Origin of the sequence: Bartonella florencae (assembly GCF_000312525.1) — a bacterium.
Lineage (GTDB): Bacteria > Pseudomonadota > Alphaproteobacteria > Rhizobiales > Rhizobiaceae > Bartonella > Bartonella florencae.
Window position 1 is genome coordinate 44451 of the sequence record NZ_HE997452.1, and the last position, 20500, is coordinate 64950.

Sequence of the window (20500 nt, forward strand, 5' to 3'; positions counted from 1 at the left end):
TTCAAGGCATTGATTTATAATGACAATTTAGCGTTATTCATATTGAATGAGAACCCCGAATAACGTAAGATTCTCTCATTTCAAATCTGTATATCTTGAATCAATCAAAACCACTCGTTTGCACATAACAAGTGGGATGAGTGTGTGGATCAAATTTGTATAAGAAAGGACTAAAAATGGCTCTTATGAACCGTCTTAATGCAAGGTCTGTCGCAACATTGGGGGCTGGAAAATATAATGATGGTGCCGGCTTGTTACTTCATAAGCGTAAAGATGGAGGTGCTCAATGGATTTTACGGTATACCATTCATGGTCGGCGCCGTGAAATGGGCTTGGGTGCGTTGCGAGATGTTTCTTTAAAACAAGCTCGTGAATGTGCAATGCAATGGCGTGCTGTTTTACGTGAGGGGCGTGACCCTATTAAAGAACGCAATAAACAAAAGCGTGAGGCAATAAGCAATCTCCATTATTTAAAAGATATCGCTTTAGATGCTTTTGAAAGCCGTAAAGCTGAACTAAAAGGTGACGGTAAAGATGGAACTTGGTTTTTACCATTACGCCTTCATATTCTTCCCAAATTAGGCTGTTTGCCCGTTTCAGAAATTACTCAAACAGAGATACGCAATGTTCTTGCCCCTATTTGGCATACAAAAGCTAAAACTGCTCGAACAGCATTGATGCGTCTTAATCTTTGTCTTAAACATGCGGCTGCCTTAGGATTGGATGTTGATTTACAGGCAACAGAAAAAGCACAAGCTTTATTAGGCAAACAACGCCATAAGATCACGAATAGACCAGCTATGGATTGGAAAGATGTCCCAGCCTTTTATCAAACGCTTTGTAAAACAACAACCATAACATATCTGGCATTACGTTTGCTTATTTTGACAGGCGTTCGCACATATCCTTTGCGTCATATTCATAAAGATCAAGTCGATGGCGATATATGGACTATTCCTGCTGAGAATATGAAAGGGAAACGCGATGCTACAACAGAGTTTCGCGTGCCCTTATCAACAGAGGCATTAGAAATCTTAAAACAAGCCCGCTTGCTCTCTCGCAATGATTTCTTCTTTTCTGCAACCGGTCGCGGTCCCCTCGCTGCACGCTGTATGTCACAATATATGCAACGCGCTGGTCTTAAAGCCTGCCCCCATGGATTTCGTTCTAGTTTACGCGATTGGCTTGCTGAAACAACTGATGCCCCCTATGAGGTCGCTGAAACCATCCTAAGTCATATGGTCGGGGGGCAAGTAGAACGTGCCTATCGTCGCACTGATTATCTAGAACAGCGACGTGTCTATATGGATAAATGGGCGGCTTATGTCACCGGTAAATCTTAAGATATGGGGTGCATAACCCCATGATCTGTGGATAACTTTAGCTCTCTTTTCTCTCATATCATCTCAATAAGATTCATAAATTATCACATCAGAAAAACTATAATAAAACACTGTTTTTTATAGACTAAATACCTTTCATATGATGTAAAATATGGTTAATAAATAGTTATGATTTGTTCTCATTTTTTGATAGAAAGGATTTTAGTATGACAGAAAATGATATTCTTTTGACAGACCGTGAAAGTGCAAAATTGCTTCATATGAGTGTTTCGACATTCCGCCGTCATGTGACCAATGGATCTCTCCCGAAACCTTTAAAATTTGGTTTTTTATCGCGTTGGTTACAATCGGATCTTATCAATGTCATCGAGCAAGCGAAACAGCAACGTTATAACGACGCGGCATAAAAAGAAAACCTTGTTACGTAAAGACGAACAAGGCTTTCTCAAGCTCATCAACCTAGAGATAACAAAATCCGTCTTGTATCGCAACCTGGTTATAGGATTACTAAGTACATTCTACGCCATATTGCTTTACATACAATATTGAGATGTTGGATTGAGAAAACAATCCCGCCATTCCAAACAAAGGCAAGGAGGGCGGATTGTTGATCATCACAAACAGCAAAACTTAAGGCTGGCATTCAAGTGCATTTTTATATTTTTTACAATAAGGGCTATTTAAGCGTCTCTCAACACTTCGTTGAGGCATGACAGCACCAGGACGACATATGGGAAGATTAAATGCTGATCCCATCGCTGCTGGCTTGAGCATGTGCACTGTTGGTTATATCACTGGTGCTGATGCTTCCTGTGATCAGGCTGTTTTTTCTGCCGGCGCGGTACCAGCGATAATATCGGCTCCAACACCATGGATGCTGCCTTTGTGGGCTTGCATATTAACAGCGCGTCCTGCTTCTATGCTATTGGTTACAGCAGTAGATGTCTGAGCAGATGCCTCCGCTTTCTCTGTCTTAAAGCCCACGGTTACACTGCCAGAAGCACCAGCCATATTGGCAAGAGCATCCTTGGTAGAGCCCCCCAACCCTCCTAATGTATTGAACCTTCACCTGCCGTGTTGTGGAGTTGATCGACCAACAGATTTAAACTGCCACCCGCGTGAATAAAGGAGGACACTGCTTTGGCCCCCCTACATCATTCGTGCTTTTGTCTAACTCCCTCTTTAAGAATGGCTAGGACGCTTTGATGGTCGCTTTTGTAAAGCTTTTTTTGTTTGTTGACGTTTTCTTTCATTCTCAAAATGCGCTATCATGGCCCGTTCCTTCTTGCTCGTATTGCTGAGACCAAAAGTGTCATTATCCATAAATTGCTGATATCCAGCTATCATGAGATCGGTTAGGAACGAGTCACCTTTCGGAGGTTGTGTAAAATAAATCCCCCTTGAATCCTGCAATTTATACCGGAAGCCTGCTTTTTTCATGCACTCATAAACTGAAGCAAATTCACTTGCATACGAATTCATATCACTAGAAGAAGCATAAACCGGTTTCCAGCCACATTTTAAAAGTGATTGTTCAATGACAGCCCGATCTGTTCCAGGCTTTTCCCATAAAGCCAAAGTCGATGGAGGAGGATTGCCTAACTGACATCCAGCTGTACTTAACAGAGCCATGCAACTCAATAGTTTTAAGATTTTTTTCAGTTTTAAGGTTTGTTTCATTTTTCCCCTCTTTCAATGGATTTATTTACAATAAGAAGGCTCGTAAGCCTGGTGATATTTTCTGTCACCGCTGTTTAAAACAGTGGTGAACAATATTGAGATAGTGGATTGAGGAAACAATCCCCCCATTCCAAGCGAAGGCAAGGATGGCTAATTGTTGATCACCACAAGAAAGACTTAAGGTTTGCATTCAGGTGCATTTTTATATTTTTTACAAAAAGGGCTGTTTAAGCGCTTCTTGACACTGGGCCTCGGGATCACAGCACCTGGACGACAAATGGGCAAGTTTTCGGCTCTAAAAGTATAACATGGGCCACCCGCTCTTGCTACTTCTTCATCTTTATAGCGGAATCCTGATTGAATCATGCAAGCATAAGTTGTTGCTTTTGCATTGATGCTCTGCTTTCTATTTTCTGGAAATACATCATAAGGCGTTGGCATACCACATTCTAATAATGCTTTTCCTATTTCAGTAAAATCTGCTCCTGGCTTCTCCCAAGCAGTCAAGTATCCTGAAGGAGGCTTATTAAACTGACATCCAGCTATACTCAATAGAGTTATCGCACTTAATAATTTTAAGGTTTGTTTCATTTTTTACTCCATGATTTACTTGAAGGAACTTGTTCACGATGAGATAAACCATAACGCCATGTACACTTATCACTCGCATCTCCAAGACAGGTATGGGAGCTTATGGGATTCATGGTCACTCTCCACCATTCTGTCCAAACGTTACTGCCAGGAGGTGCTGTCTCATAGGTATAGCCATTACCGCCAATAATTCTGCTTACAAAGTCATATCTATGCCCATCAAAGCCAATAGTAGTTTGTTTGCCATCACTCACATAAGTTAACAGACCGGATGCAACTAAAACATTAAAGGCTGGTCCATAGAAATTGATATTCGTATTGTCGGCTATACCGTGCACACCTTCTTGTTTGAAAGAATACAGCATATTCCCCAATGTCATGGTACCACGGCTATGGCCATAAAGTTCCAACCCTGTAATACCATGGCTATACACCAAATCTTTTGCTTCTTGTGTTGAATTGGTTAAACCCCAAAAGTTATTTTCCATAAACTTCTGGTACCCTGCTACCAGAAGTTCTGAAATGGCAGAATCCGCTTGGGGAAACACAACAAAATAGAGCGGTTCATTTTGATTTTTAGCATGTTGAACCGCATAAACAGCTGCTTCCTCTGGTGGAGTAAAGATGCCATTAAAGGACACATGCACCTTGCCATCAGCACCCTCTTGTAAATGTTCCTTTTCTTCATCTGTTAAATAATGTGCGTGAGGTATTGGTTGTCCACGAGCGTCTCTTATAGGTACCCCATTTGCATCTATTTCATAGAGTATATTACCCTTTTCATCACGGTCGACCACGGCGATGGGGTGCTCTTTGATAAACATGGTTTTATAGGAGTCATCACTGTATTTAAACCCCTCTTCTAAGAGTTGCGTTACCATTTCACGGTTTTCATGGACGATTTGTTCCAGCTTGCCTACATCGAGTTGTTGTACACCCTTATGGGCGGTGGCAGTATCACGATTAAGGGAGGCTATGGCTTGCTCAACATCTTGCCCTGTCAATGCCTTCTGCCCTGCTTCATCAGTAATGACGATGGTGCCATCGCTAATGGCGGATTTGGTGTATCCTTCCTCTGAATCTTGAGCTTTTGAATGATCTAAGAGATTTTTAGCAATGTTTTTCCCGACACCATATTTGCCCTGATACATCGGACCACCCGCAGAAATGCTTAAACCTTGGCTGCTAGCTTGCGCATGGGCACTGTTGCTGATATCACTGGTGGTAATGCTTCCTGTGGTCAGTTTATTTTTGTCTGCCGGTGCGGTGCTGGCAATGATGCCTCCGGTCAGTGTTGTTTTATCTTTAACGTTGATCTTAAAGCCGCCATCACCTGCTTTGATGCCTGATTGTTCCACAACACTGTGATAATCACTAGAGGATTTATCCTTGTTAAAGGATATATTGGTTGTAGCTGCATCATTCTTTTTTCCACCATTAAACCCAATAGAAAGAGAGTTTTGCTTGCTGGAACTGTGTCCCGTATCACTGCGGCTTATAACAGTAAAATCACCACCAACATCCATCTCTACACGGTTTCCAGAAAGCACTGCACCTTCCAGTGTGGTGTTGCCTCCACTTGTGCTATGAACAGTGCCGGTGCCAATAATATGGCTGTTCTTTTGTTGAACCTGTTCACTGGAACCCTTGCCTTTGCCAAAAGAAGCGTTCCCCATCCACCCTGCGCCACCGGTGCCATAACTATACCCAACATTCATTGAAACACTTTGGGTATGGTTTTGTGTGCTTTGCGTGTTTTGCGCACTTTCAAAGGTGATATCTTTACCTGCTCCCAAGTTGATATTTCCACTCTGTTCATCATTGCTTTGCATCGGGTTTGTGCCAGCAATAATATCGGCTCCAACACCATGGATGCTGCCTTTGTGGGCATGCATGTTAACAGCGCGCCCGCCTTCTATGCTATCTGTTACCGCAGTAGATGTCTGAACCGATGCCTCTGCCTTCTCTGTCTTAAAGCCCACGGTTACGCTAGCAGAAACATCAGCAATATCACGAATAGACTGTTTGTTTCCACCTTTCATCTCATTATAAAGACCTTTGCCTTTGCTATAGAGATCATAGCCTTTTAGACCAGCAATAAGACCATTACCGATTTTGTGTTTTGTATCCCCATGACCAAAACGTTTGGCTGCATCCTTTACATCTTTTACTGTACCAAGAATACCCACATTGACAGAGCCTGTCACACCAGCAAAAGACTTTTCATGCTTTTCTTTTGCGTTAGAGGTATCATAGCTTTCTGATAGGGTGATATTATTGCCAGCATCAATGTTGACATCACGATCCGCCGAAACAATGGTTGCTTGTAAATTCACATCATTGCCACCATTGATCTGCACATCTTTGCCCGCCTTGAAATGAGATGGCGTATTGGTATTTTCCCATTGATCGCCCGTATCTTTAGCGCTTGCAATTCCAACACCCACGGAAGCACCGCTAGGGTTCTTTTCAAACTGAAACCCAAAACCTGTGCGTTCTTCCTTTGAGCTTGCGCTATGACGATTGTGACCAGGTGAAACATTGATATCATGGACTGCCGAAACATGAATATTTTCTTGCGCAGTAAAATCAGAGCCCACCACGTTCACATCTTTTTTGGTGGCGGTGATGGTGATATTTTTCCCATTGAGAGAAGAGCCTTGATGTTCAAAACTTTCTTCATTTTCTGTCTTTGACTCACTTCCGTATACTGATACAAAGCCCTTGCCTGAACCCACACCAAAACCTGTTTCATGGGTTTCTGAATGGTTCTCATGATGATCTGTCATGCCATCAATCGTCACATTTTCTCCCGTCACATGAATACCTTCATTTGCAAACATATGAGAAGCTGTGATTGTAGTCTCTTTGTCTGATTGCGTGATAATGTTGCCCGTTGCCCCAAGGATAGAGGAGACCGTTGTGCTATGCGATTGAGAGCTATTGGAGGATTCCTCATGCAAAAAACTACTTTCTGAGGATTGTTCTTGCTGGTCGTAGTGTTCTTGAATACCTTTGATAGTAATCTTTCCCCCAGAGTGAATGGTAATATCCGCTTTTGCCTGATCGGTTATTTCCCCTGGCTTGCCTGCTGTGAGCATCGACGCTACAATCTGCGTATTGTTTCCAGATTCAAGAGCAACACCTTTTTCTCCTGCTATACTTGAACCTACCACTTGGGTAGCTCCAAAAGTTTCATGATAGGATGAGCTTCCCCCAAAAAAACCGCCATCTGTGTAGCTAGATATCTCACGGTGTGAGCTATCCTCTGCATTGTTGATGAGAATATCGTTGCTGGCTTTCAGCCCAACCTTACCCTCAGCAGCAATGGAACTGCCCGTGATGCTAAGGTCATGCGCCTTTCCATCCTGCCCCGCAACAACCGTGGTATCACCCCCTGATTTTATCGAAGAGCCCAGAGAAATAGACTCTTGCCTGTCAATACTAAAGTCGCTGCCCTGAAAATGATAATCTCTTTCATCGTTTCTCACCCCTATTGTTATCTCCCTTTGTGCGCCAAGAGCAACATTGCCCTTCGCATCTATATCAGAAGCAGCAATATGAATATCTTGGCCGGATAGGACCGTGGTATCTTTTCCAGAACTTAAATGAGAGCCATTGTGTAAGGTGACATGGGAGGTTTGCCCATCCTGCGTATGATTGTCCATGCTATTGCGGGTAGCATCAATCGAAACATTGCCCTCAGCTTTTAAGAGAAGATTATCCTTTGTTTGAACATCAGAGCCTAGAACATTGAGATCCTTTCCAGAAGCAAGTGTCGTTGAGCCCCCAGAAATGACTTGCGATTTATGATGCATGCTGGCATCACCCTGTTCGCTGGGGTAATACGTTTGCGCTGAACCTATTGTTAAATTGCCCTGCTCTGTGGCCATGGCAAGATCACCCTTCGTGGTGATCCTCACCCCTGAAGCTGTGATATCTTGTTTGGCAATCACGCTTGCATTACCACCAGCAGAAAGCGCATCGGTATTTAAAACGGTCTCCACGCCGTCAACCGTTGTGCGCCCTGCATCTAAACGAATATTCTTCTGTGCAACTAAAAAAGCATCACCACCAGTAGCAAAATGCCCTCCTTGAGCGAGAATATCCCCACCATGCACATGCAATTGGTGTGAGGCTGCAATACGCCCTGAATTGGTTATCGTGGAATTGCTGGTATTTTGGCTGGTGATATTGACATCATCCCCCATGATCAAGGCACCAGCAGAAACAAAGGAGGCTCTGTCTTTTTCTGGAATGTAAAGCACCGGTGCGTAAACATCCATGCCCTTGACCTGCTGGCGCACATAAATCACCATCGGGGCTTCTAGAGAGGCTAATTGTTCTTCACTCAAAGGCTCACCAAAAGTCAAATTGTGTGTTTTTGCATAATCTGCCCCAACATCCAGCAAGTTTTTGACTTGTTCAATGGCATCACTTCCAGGAATGAAAGAGCCCTTGCCCAAACCTTGACCAACCAGATCACGCATTTGTTTCTCAATCAGTTGCTTTTCAAAATAAGCATCCCCTAAGAAAAAAATCTCTCTGTCAGGATTGTAACCAATTCTATTCAAAAAATAGGCTGAACCATAAAACTTGCCAACATCAAGGAATTCTGCCCGCGTTTCATAAATAAAATTCTGCTTGGGCAGCGTGCCCCCAACCCCACCCGATTGGGGCTTTGGTAAAGGAAGCCCATCAGAAAGTTCTCCTGCATTATTGAGATCTACTTTTGGTGTAAAGAGAGCACCAGCCCCAGTTAAACCACTTAAGTCCTCCAGTGGATTACCTTCAACGGTTTTTGCTTCAAAATGCGCATCTCCTGTAATGGAACCTTTCGCTGCCGTGTTATTGAGTTGATCGACCACCAAATTCAACGTGCCACCCGCTTGGACAAGACCAGAAACGCTATCAAGAACTTTTGAACCAGTTTGGCGAAAACCATCATTATTTATTATATCTAAAGCAACATTTCGGCTTCCATCAGCGTTATAAGCATAACAATAAGCATCCGTATTAGCCTGACAACCCATATAGGTATTTTTATAAGCTGTTGCCCCCAAATTGGTCAGCACATTGGCGTGGATATCGGCATTTCCCCCTGCTTCTATAGAGCTATAATGGTTGTCAATGGTATCAGCGTTAATGATGAGATTGCCGTGAGACTGTATCATTCCTTGACGAGTAGGCGAAAATTCTTGCGTGACAGTTTTCTGTATCATGTGAGATAAATTATTCCATCGGTACCCTTGAAAAAAAAGCCAACTTTTATTCTCTTCCTTCCAAGTAAACGCCTTGTATACTATCCCATCTTCTAAAGTTATCTTACCATAAGTTGCCTCTTTGTTGGCCAAAGAATTTTTAATGTGAAGATTACATGTGTTTCCTGAACATTCAGCTTCCTTATAGGAAACGCCCCATAGTTCCATCCCCAACTCATTTGCTATACTTGTTGTATGATACAAAATCGCATTTTTAATTGAATCAAAACCCTCTGGTTTTTCGAATGCGATGGCGACTTCTTCCGTTTTTTCCGTGATAACGGGTGTGCTATCGGCTTCGTTTTTCAGACTGTTGGTTTGGATATTTAAGTTTCCACCAGCTTGAATAAAGCCTGCTTTGTTGACAAGGGAAAGGCTTTTTCCAGCACCTTCTGCATTGGTGAAAGATAAATCACCCTCTGCAACAATGGCACCAAAATCATTGTGCAAAGCCCCATCAACTTGTAAAGCACCATTGCCCTTCACATAAATTAAACCCGTTTTGCTGTTCCTCGCATCACCCCTCACGCTAAAGGCTAAATCATGCCCTGCTGCCAATTGACCGCTATTTTTAAGCTCCCCTGTTTTGATGACAAAATCTCGTGCCGCTAAAACCGATGTGGCCTCATCCACCATAACGCCTGGAGCAACAAAGAGAATATCTCCAGTCCCGCCTTCATCGGTAACAGCTTGTAGCCTTGCATGGTGAATATCAAGAACATTGGTGCTTTGAAAATCTAAACCGCCATAAATCAGCTTGCTGCCCGAGACATAAATATGATCCGCAGTTAAATACAGCGTTTGCGGCGTATAAATATGAGAACGATTATTGCTCAAATCGAGAGTGTTGGCTGTCAATCTCACATCCCCCTTAGCAGACAGCACATTCTCAACACTGATCCCTCCTGATACCGATGTCAATGTGGCTGTGCCATAGCCTATGATCTGATCATAATAAATGTCGTTGCCAGCAAAAAGGTCAATATTGCCACCACTGATAATATGTCCAACCTTTACGCCCCTTTGTGCTGTAATAGAAAGAGCACCTTTATCATGAAAAACAAGAGCACCTGTAGGGTTCGAAGGACTTACCTGAGAGTGAACAAAATCTAAACCCGTCATCAATGTGCCTGCATCAAGGCTTCCCACCTTTAAAACCGCATCATCACCTGTCATCATGGCAGAAAAATCAACCGCCCCACCATGAATGTCTGCTCTGCCATGGGCTAAAACTTGCCCAAAATGAATGCCGGCATGCGGTTCAACATGAATGGCAACATTTTGATGCGACAGGATCGTTTGAGAAACAGAAAGCCCATGATATGCAACAAGTGTGACATTCCCTGCTCCATAAATATTTGCGGCATTAATGATCCCGCCTCCACTTTGGAGATCGACATCCCCATGGCTGCCCAAAACAAGGCTACCAGCAGCTTGTGTTGCTGCCATATCAACCCCACCAGCTAAAAAATAGGCTTGTATATCACCACCGGCATGCGCCCTTAAATTACCCCCCGCTAAAACCGTACCACCAATATTCAGTGCGCCACCAGATTCAAGGGTCACATCAGCGCCTGACCCTAGCCCTGAAACTTGGAGAGCATGGCGCGAAGAAAGCTCCAGATGGCTCCCAGAGGTAGCTTTTCCGCTAATCGTTAAAAGCCCATCCTGCGCATCTACGCTCAAATGACCATCCGCACCAACTGTCTCTAACGTGACACCTTTTTTTGCTGCAATCTCAACATGCTTTTTCGATGTAATGTGCTTTGCATGAAGGGTATCGCTTTTTGATTGAAGAACAACGCCATCATGACCAAAGACATCCTTCAACGAGATTTTTCCATCAGCAGAAAGATGCAACTGCCCCGCATTGGCTGCCATATCATGGCGCATGCGAACCCCAACACCTTTTTCTGTCGCCACAAGTTTTATTCTGTCCGCTTGTAGAGCACCTAACGCAGAACCGTCTATCGCATATTCCGGTTTGCCGGTAATATCGGTCAACTCCTTCATCTGCCGAGAAGCATAATCAAAGTGACCGGTCCCTGCTGTCACTCCAATTGTCCTCCCCGCAACAGCTCCTTCAAAATGCACTGTGCGTGAGACAATATCGACAATATCAACAGCCCCTTGGCTTGAGAAAAAATTAGCTCCCTGGGGTCCAAAGGTGATATCCCCACCTTGAACCTCAAACCCTTTTAGAAAACCACTCCCATCAATTTCTGGTACACCCGTGGTTAAGGTCGCATGGGGCGTATTGATAAAGCCACAACCATCACAACTTATCCCATTGGGATTTGCTATAATCACATCAGCTGGGCTCCCAAAAACCTCCGCTGGACCATGAAGCGCACTGCGCTTGCTGCTGGTGACTTCATTTAAAATCACTTTCGCCGAACCAGAGTAGCGCAAATGCGGATTGCCCGGCATAATGCCACCCAACTGCGATTGTCCTACTTCTTGCGCATGATTGTTTAAAATGACGCCTGGATTGCCAATATTGAAATCGTAATATTTATTGTGTGATAAGCCTTTGCCATTGGGGGTAACAATATCAATCGAGGGAACTCCATTGGGGGCTGCCACAATATCTGGGCGATGAGCGGCACCTGCGTTAGTGTCAACAGCAATTTGCGCCTGTAGCGTTGCTGGTTGTAAAAGAAAAGGTAAACCAATCCCACCTAGCAAAACCTTTTTGAGCATCGTACTAGAGACTAAAACTTCAAACCATGTTGCTCTTCTTGCTCTCTGCTCATATCTCATGCTTGTATTCCCCAATAATATGCTTAAAGATCCATTGTTAATGTCATTAAAAATGTTCCAGGATTCTTGTGCTTAACTGTGCTCCAGAAAACACTGGAATAGCTTGCATCAAGGGAAACCATCCCCCCCGCAAACTTGAACCCTGCTGTCCAACCGGCAAGCTGTTCATGCGTAAATCCATACAAGGGCTGCGAAAAAACACGCCCATAGTCTAAACCAATAAAGGGACGCAATTCACCCAAAACTTTTTTCAGAGAAGCGTTGTTGCTCCACGGTAGTGCGCGCAAAGACAAATCATTACGAATAAAAAAACCGTTATTGCCAAAAAGCAAACTCTCGCGGGTTCCACGCACATTAGAAGCGCCGCCCAACGAAATCTGCTCAGCACCCAATAAATTATGCGGAGAATATTGCCCACTCAAAAGATTGCTCAGTATAAAGTCCAAGCCCCCTACCTTAAAAGGCGTCATGGCACTGATCGTACCGGTAAATTTAGCAAATTGCGGCTCCGCATCCCCTGCTCCTGGATCGTGCTTCTTGACAGAATGAAACAAGGGAAGACCTTGCAAATAACTGACATCAAAAGTCCATGTTCCACCCAGCATCTGGCGGGAATGCGAAATCCCAAAATTGGCTACGCTATATTGACGACTGCCAACCTCAATCTTATTGCCTAGAAGATAATTGTTGGTCTTTTTATAGGAAAGACCCAAATTCAGCGTGGTAAGTGAAACACTATCGCGATGGAGAACCCGGCTGGTGCTAGCATGCAATTCACTGGAATTGCCTGTCGTTTCTATATCTGTAAAGTTGCCCTTAATAAGGCTCTGATAATCATAAAGATAGCCATTTAACGAAAATGTCCAATAACCGTAAGGAATACTCACACTCGCTGAAATATTATTGCTATGCCCTTCTTGCTTACTCCCACCCCAATAATCTCGTCCACTGCGTTGATAGCCAAAGTCCCATAAATCATTGAGCCCTAAAATATTTTCTACCTTTAAACCCGTACTATAACGCGCATAACCCGTGGAGGCTTGCCCCATATTGTCATGCGTAAGCGTAACACTAAATGCCTTATCAGGATGATTGCTAATATTAACAATGGTGCTTCCATCTTCACCGCCTGGGAGTAGTTCGCTTTTTGCATGCGCTGAACTCAAACGGTTGATCTGATCAAGACCCTGTTCAATATCGCGCATGTTAAGAACATGACCTTTAAGCCCTGGAAAAGCACTCCACACAATCTGATTATAACGAGATGCTGGAGAACCATTATAGTAAATATCTGAAAGCTTCCCCTCAACAACAACTAACTTCAGTTCTTTATTGCTTTTGATATCTTGGTCTGGAATATAAAAACGCGCCGTCACATAGCCTTGATCCAAATAAACTTTGGTTAACTTCTTGATTAAGAGCTGAATATCGACAAGACCAATACATCTTCCAACATAAGGCTCTGTTACGGCTGATATAGAGCGCTTTTTGACATGGTGCACTCCCTTAACAACAAGAGCATGAATGGGAAAACATTGTTTCCCACCCAAAAGCGTTTCTGGATTTTGCTCTGAAGGCGTCTTTATCCTTTTAGGCGTTAAAGACCGCAATTTCTCAATTCTTTCTAATTGCTGCTTCTCAGATTGTTGGCGAGAAAAATTATCGGTGGGGGAATGAAAAATAGCTGAGGAGCGCGCATAAACACTTACACCTGTAAACAAGCCAACTAAAACAAAAATGGCACGAAAAATTCTCAAAAGAGAACTCTGGCGTAAAAATACAGAAAACAATACAGATTGCCCCCGCTTTGCACTATTCATGAAGCATTCTTTAAAAGAACTTCATGGAACCGCTAACAATACCACTCAAAACAGCCACTGCCCTATAACGCTTTTAACAAAAGCACATGCCTCTATAACCAAAGAAAAGTGACACCCAAAACTGCTTTATTTTAACTGCTGAAGATCTCTCCCCCACATTTATGTAGGAAGACCTCTAAACAAAACTGTTTAGCCCGTCAATGGTTAATATATCAATATCCCCATAAATATAAAGGATAAATTTGCTCAACCATATCCCCTTATTCATAGTCAACCATATCCCCTTATTCATAGAATGAACCTTCAAAGGACACCTAATCTATGAGTTTTGAAGGTTTGAGAAACCTTCAAAAACTATCTATAAAATGCGTGATAAAACCTATCAAAATAAATATTTTGATATCTTAAAAGCACATAGTGCATTTGTCTTGATTAACACGTGAAACGAATAGCAAATTTCACTATTTTGCTGATCTGACCTCATGTCATGGGCTGTGGATAAGTAGCTTTTTAAAAAACTTTTGAAAAAAATATCGGCTTTTTAGCGCTTTTTCCCATTTCTATAGATATTTGTTTTAAGTGCATTTAATTGAATTCGTTTTGATTCTTTTGATGATTATTGATCATCTCATAAGATAAGGGATTTTTATTATAATATGCTACAATCTGTTAAGTCTGATAATGAACACGTCACTTTACGCTCTCTCTTAGAATATTATCGTCAACGAGCAAAATCACCCCGTGAATTAGGAACCATGTTTGAAAACCTTATCATGGCTTATTTAACAAACGACCCGCTTCAAAAGCAGGAATACGAAAAGGTTCAAACTTATTTGGAATGGGCTAAGGAGCATGGAGAAGATGGAACTGATATTGGCATTGATCTAGTCGCTACAGTCCGTGATGAAGGTGGCTATGCGGCTATTCAATGTAAATGCTATGACGCCTCTCACATAATTAAAAAAGAAGATATTGATAGTTTTATAGCAGCGTCTGGCAAGAAAATATTCACCCGTCGTATTCTGATTGATAGCACCGAAACAGATTGGAGTGATAATGTCGAACTGACTTGTGAAGGACAAGAGGTTCGTATTCAACGCATAAACCTTTTTGATTTAGAGAACAGTCAAATTGATTGGGGGGCGTATAAAGAACAAGGACAAGCCGTTCTTAAAAAACAACCCAAAAAAAAGCTTTTAGATCATCAAAAAGAAGCCCTTGAGAAAGTCTGTGAAGGGTTAAAAGAAGCAGACCGTGGCAAGCTGATTATGGCATGTGGAACGGGCAAGACTTTCACCAGTTTGAAGATAGCAGAACACATAGCAGGAAAAGGCAAGCGTGTTTTGTTTTTGGTGCCCTCCCTTGCTCTTATCTCTCAAACAATCCGTGAATGGACCCTTGATACAGAAGTGCCCTTGCGTTCCTTTGCGGTGTGTTCGGATACACAAGTGGGCAAGCGTCGTAAAGGGAAACATGATGATGAGGCTAGTCTCGATGCCTCTGATCTTGTCTTGCCGGCTACGACTGATGCGCAAGCACTTGCGCGTAAAGCCAATAAGACTTCTCTTGATGTGATGACCGTGGTCTTTTCGACTTACCATTCCATTCAAGTGATTTCGGATGCACAAAAAGACCATGGTTTACCCGAATTTGATTTAATCATTTGCGATGAAGCGCATAGAACAACTGGGGTTGTGTTAGGAACAGACAAGCATGAATCTGAATTTATCAAGGTTCATGATAACAGCATCATTCGGGGTAAAAAACGTCTGTATATGACAGCAACCCCAAAGATCTTTAGTGACAAGCTGAAAAGAAATGCTGTCTTATCCAATAACGTTTTGGTGTCCATGGATAATGAAAAACTCTATGGCAAACAACTTTACACTTACAACTTTTCGCGTGCTTTAGAAGATAAGCTGTTATCACCTTGTAAAGTTATCATATTAGTTGTCAACGAAGAAGAAGTAAGCCAATCCATTCAACATCTTATTACCGATAAGAATTATGAACTTATTCTCGATGATAGGACCAAGATTAATGGCTGTTATAGAGCCCTTACCAAAATGGATCTGAAACTTGATCTTGAGGATGACCCCAAGCCCATGCGTAGAGCTTTAGCTTTTTGCAAAGATATTGATACTTCTAAACGCATATGCAAAAGATTCAAAAAAGAAAAAGTGCAAGAATCTTTGCGCGCTCTTCATAAAAACTATAAAGATACTCCCCCTCTTAACTGTACCCTTGCCCATATTGATGGAACCTTTAGTACTAAAGAGCGTACAAAACAACTTGACTGGTTAAAGGAAGATGCGGGGGAAAATACTTGTCGTGTACTTACCAATGTACGCTGTCTTTCTGAAGGTGTTGATGTTCCTGCTCTTGATGCCGTTCTATTTTTACACCCGCGCAAAAGTCAAATTGAGATTATTCAAGCAATAGGACGCGTCATGCGTCGAGCCGAGGGTAAAAAAAGAGGCTATATCATTCTACCCATTGGGATACCCGCTAATATTCCGCCGGAAATAGCCTTAGAAAACAACCAAAAGTATAATGTCATCTGGCAAGTTCTCAATGCTTTACGTGCCCATGATGATAACTTTAATAAAATAATTCACCATATGCACAAAAAGCAAGACGTAAGTTATGCTCTTGAAATTGTTGCTGCTTCTCAAGAACTTGCGTTAGAAGATACGACCACGGTTATTGATGACTTACCTATACGCTCAAAATTAGAGTATTCAGGACTTAATATTGGATCATTAACTTGTGACCCCTCTTACACAGGTGGAGAACAAGGAGAATTCCGCTTTTTTCCTAAATGTAAAGATGCCATTAGAGCTGCTATTGTTAATAGATTTTACGATCCTAGCTATTGGAAAAAATGGGCAATAAATGTTGCTGATCTTGCTCAAACTCATATCACACGCTTAACTGAGGTTTTCACAAAATCAGAAACTGAAACACGGCAGGTGTTTAACGATTTTATGACCGAATTGCGTAGCAATTTAAATACAAATATCTCCGAACAAGACGCAATTGAAATGCTTGCACAACATCTCGTGACGCGTCCAGTCTTTAATGCTTTATTTGAGGGGCATCAGTTTGTTCAAGAAAATCCCGTATCTTGTGCTTTACAACGTGTACTCAATATCCTTGATAAGTTTACTCTTAAAGAAGAATCTCAAGATCTCAACAATATTTCTAAGAGTATACAATTTTACACGCGTGGAATTACCAATCTTGAAGCACAACAAAGCTTAATTGTAGAGCTGTATAATGAATTTTTCCGTTATGCTTTTCCACGTACAGTAGAAAAATTAGGAATTGTTTATACCCCCATTGAGGTTGTTGATTTTATTATTCATTCTGTTGATGATGTCTTGCGCAATGAGTTTGGAAAAAGTCTAGGGTCACGTGGTGTCTCTATTCTCGACCCTTTTACAGGTACTGGTACCTTTATCACACGGCTTTTACAATCTAAACTGATAAAACCAGAGGATATGGAATATAAATATCGTTATGATATCCATGCTAATGAGATTGTCTTGCTCGCTTATTACATAGCAGCCATTAATATTGAAGCAACCTATCATGGTCTTATGAAAGGAAATTATATCCCATTCAAGCATATTGGTTTAACCGATACATTCCAAATGCTTGAAAGGAAAGATTTGTTGCAAGAGTTATTTAAAGAAAACAGTGAATATTTAGAACATCAGAAAAATCTAAATATCAAAGTTATCTTTGGCAATCCTCCTTATTCAACTGGGCAAAAAAGTGAAAATGATAATGCAAAGAACACTCCCTATCCCATATTGAATGACCGTATTCGTGAAACTTATGCTGCTCGGTCAAATGCAAGTCTTCTACGAAATCTGTATGATAGTTATATTCGTGCTATTCGTTGGGCAAGCGACCGTATAAAAGATTGTGGTGTTATTGGTTTTGTCACAAATGCAAGCTTTGTAGATGCAAATGCTATGGCTGGCTTACGAAAATGCCTCGTTGAAGAATTTAATAGCCTTTATATTTTCCATTTGCGGGGGGATGCTCGGACTTCTGGAGAACAACGTAAGAAAGAAAGTGGTGGAATTTTTGGTGAGGGATCTCGAGCGCCTATAGCTATCTCTATTCTTGTAAAAAATCCAGAATCTCAACAGCGTGGGAAAATATATTTCCATGCTGTGGAAGATTACTGCACAAGAGAAAAAAAGCTTAAGACAATTAAGGATTTTGGTAGTATTAACGGTATTACACGTGAAAACAGTTGGCAAATAATTACACCAGACAGACATGGTGATTGGCTTGGTCAACGTGCTAACAATTTTGAAACATTCCTAGCCTTAGGTGATAAAAAGGGGCATAATAAAAAGCTCTTTGAAACGTTTTCTTGTGGTATAGTAACAAGTCGTGATGCTTGGACCTATAATTCAAGCCGCGTATCTCTCACAAAAAACATGCACAATATGATTACTTTCTATAATAGTGAAGTAGAACGTTTTAATGATGCTTATGGACATGTTGATCGCAGGATACGTAAAAATGCTATAAACAATTTTGTAAATTCTGATGGAAGTAAAATCAGTTGGAGTCATAATGTTAAGCAAGAACTAGTAAAAGGAAAAGTTTTTGAACTTGAAGATACGTGCCTTACACAAAGTCTGTATCGTCCTTTTACACAACAATGGCTTTATTATAATCGTACTTTCAATGAGAGAGTTTATCAAATGCCGCGCATATTTCCGATAGGAGAAGCGGTTGAAAATAGAGTGATACAAGTTACCGGCATAGGAGCAACGAAAGATTTTTCTGTCATCATGATTAAGACAGTACCTGATTTTCATGCAATGGATACTAGTCAATGTTTTCCAAGGTATATTTATGAAGACACTCCGGTTTCAAAAAATAAAAGTGAGAAACAATCTCATTTATTTTTAATTTCTACAGAAGAAAACACAACATCTGGTTTACAGAGGCGTGATGCCATTACGAATGAAGGGCTAGCACATTTTAAAACGGCTTATCCTAATGAGATTATCACTAAAGATGATTTATTCTATTACGTTTATGGTCTTTTACATTCAGAAGATTATCGCGCTCGTTATGCTGATAACCTCTCTAAAGAATTGCCTCATATCCCTTGTGTAAAAAGCGCTGAAGATTTTTGGATATTTGTTACAGCAGGGCGTAAATTGGGTCATTTGCATGTAAACTATGAAGATGTAGAGCCTTATCCAGTCACTTTTAAAAAAGGCAATCCAAAACAGACTGATATTTCTAATCCTGAGGAATTTTATTACGTGACTGAAATGCAATTCTTTAGCAAAAATAAGATAAAAGATAAATCTATTGTTTTTTATAATAGCAATATCACAATAACAAACATTCCTCTTGAAGCTTATGAGTATATCATTAATGGCAAGCCTGCTCTTGAATGGGTTATGAAACGTCAATGTGTAAAAACAGATAAAAAGAGTGGTATTGTTAATGATGCCAATTGTTATGCTGTTGAAACCATTGGAAACCCTGCTTATCCATTAGAATTATTTCAAAGAGTTATTACCATAAGTTTAGAAACAATGAAGATTGTTAAGAATTTACCAAAATTAGAAATTAGAGAAACTGAATAAACTTATAAAGCATGCTCACATTATAGGCTTGCTAAACTCACAAGGGGTATAGAGTCTTATAACCATAATCTATACCTCTCTTGTTAAATTACTTACATACAATCTTAAAAGGAGTGTTTATATGCGTTATTCTAAAAAGAAGAAACTTGCACTTTTAGATACTCTTATTTAGATTGCTTTAATACTTTTAAGAAACCCTATCTTAAAGTGAATACGCTTCTTTTACATTGCCTTTAAAAGATTATACCGTAATCTAAAATGATAGCTTTATTGTTTTCAAAAGCTTTGTTGTGAATACTTATATTACTTTACGCTTTTAATTCCCTAATTTTTGAAAAAAGTATAAGCACCCCATATACCCCCAAAACCCCTACAAAATATATATTACAGGTTGTATTTATAGGTTGTTTACATTAGGGCCCCTTATAAACAAAATTCACAAAAAAATTAAAATTCATTTAGTAAAAAAATGATAGGTTATAAAGATAAAAATACGCATTATGAGAGCGTTTTTAATATTATAAATGTATAGATTCAAAACATAACGCAATCGTTCCATAAAGCCTATAATATAGCTTTAAAAGCACATAAATATAAAAGAAGCAATTGATAATCATATGACAATATCAATACATAACGTATTTAAAAGATACAAAAAAATATCAAAAAAGATAAAATATTATTTGACAATAAATACGTATTTTGTTATAGAAATATTCAAGTGCTGAAAACACTTAACGATTAGCGGATAGGTTACGAAACAATCTTTCCAAGTCTTTAAAATACTGACTGTTTTTTATACGTATTAAAGCGTATAATGATTTTGTCGGGTGTGTCACACCATGCAATACCCTTATGGGAAAAGTGTGACGACGGACTAATCGCCGTGTTTTCAACGCCCGGCGCCTTTATAGCGCGTCAATTGAAAACTTCATTACGATTAGAAAGAATTTAAAATGAAAAATTCTATATCAAAAAACACCCCCGTTTCCTCTAACATTTCAAATGAAACCGCATCTGTTAATAAACAAGAGCCTGCAAAAAAATACGAATTTATTGATGATTGTGAATATATAGATGGTCATTTCTTAACTCGAATTAGAGCCTTAAGAGACTTTGGAGATGTTAAGGCTGGTGATCTCGGCGGCTATATCGAAAAGGAAGATAACCTCTCTCATGAGGGTAATTGCTGGGTATATAATAAAGCGCGGGTCTTTCAAAATGCACGCGTTTTTGGAAATGCTAAAGTAAAAAGCTTTTTTGTCGACGTCTATGGCAATGCTCAAATTTATGGAAATGCTATTTTTGAAGGCATGACATTAAAGGACAATGCGAAGCTATCGGGCAATGCACATGCTAGCAACGCCGTTGTAATTGAAGGAAATGCACAAATTTATGATAACGCCCGT

The 20500-nt window shown here is 40.8% G+C and carries 8 protein-coding genes and 2 pseudogenes; 4 read left to right on the plus strand and 6 right to left on the minus strand.

Annotated features, from left to right (window positions below):
* The first annotated feature begins 176 nt into the window (after positions 1–176).
* Complete coding sequence (locus tag BN202_RS03020; RefSeq protein ID WP_019219055.1) at positions 177–1343, plus strand: tyrosine-type recombinase/integrase; 1167 nt, start codon at positions 177–179, stop codon at positions 1341–1343.
* A 206-nt stretch (positions 1344–1549) separates the two neighbouring features.
* Entirely contained in the window at positions 1550–1750 is a 201-nt protein-coding gene (locus BN202_RS03025) for a helix-turn-helix transcriptional regulator (protein WP_004860538.1), read from the plus strand.
* A gap of 223 nt (positions 1751–1973) precedes the next feature.
* Here the strand turns inward: BN202_RS03025 and BN202_RS09685 are convergent, their stop codons facing one another.
* The 6 genes and pseudogenes from BN202_RS09685 to BN202_RS03050 form a co-directional block, all read right to left on the minus strand.
* Complete coding sequence (locus BN202_RS09685; protein ID WP_019219056.1) at positions 1974–2117, minus strand: hypothetical protein; 144 nt, start codon at positions 2115–2117, stop codon at positions 1974–1976.
* A gap of 60 nt (positions 2118–2177) precedes the next feature.
* A pseudogene (locus BN202_RS03030) lies at positions 2178–2396 on the minus strand (hemagglutinin repeat-containing protein); the annotation flags it as partial.
* A gap of 129 nt (positions 2397–2525) precedes the next feature.
* Entirely contained in the window at positions 2526–3005 is a 480-nt protein-coding gene (locus BN202_RS03035) for a YajG family lipoprotein (protein WP_034987391.1), read from the minus strand.
* A 195-nt stretch (positions 3006–3200) separates the two neighbouring features.
* Complete coding sequence (locus tag BN202_RS03040) at positions 3201–3614, minus strand: hypothetical protein (RefSeq protein WP_019219059.1); 414 nt, start codon at positions 3612–3614, stop codon at positions 3201–3203.
* Positions 3611–11638 carry a hemagglutinin repeat-containing protein gene (locus tag BN202_RS03045; protein ID WP_019219060.1) on the minus strand — a complete coding sequence of 2676 codons (8028 nt, stop codon included), beginning with the start codon at positions 11636–11638 and terminating at the stop codon, positions 3611–3613. The genes BN202_RS03040 and BN202_RS03045 overlap by 4 nt, the downstream gene beginning before the upstream one ends.
* Positions 11639–11661: 23 nt before the next feature.
* Complete coding sequence (locus tag BN202_RS03050) at positions 11662–13458, minus strand: ShlB/FhaC/HecB family hemolysin secretion/activation protein (RefSeq protein WP_019219061.1); 1797 nt, start codon at positions 13456–13458, stop codon at positions 11662–11664.
* Positions 13459–14114: 656 nt separating this feature from the next.
* On the opposite strand from BN202_RS03050, the gene BN202_RS03055 reads away from it, so the two are divergent.
* Together BN202_RS03055 and BN202_RS03060 are read left to right on the plus strand one after the other, a co-directional pair.
* Positions 14115–19091 carry a DEAD/DEAH box helicase gene (locus tag BN202_RS03055; RefSeq protein WP_019219063.1) on the plus strand — a complete coding sequence of 1659 codons (4977 nt, stop codon included), beginning with the start codon at positions 14115–14117 and terminating at the stop codon, positions 19089–19091.
* A gap of 956 nt (positions 19092–20047) precedes the next feature.
* Positions 20048–20500: pseudogene (locus BN202_RS03060) on the plus strand (hypothetical protein); the annotation flags it as partial.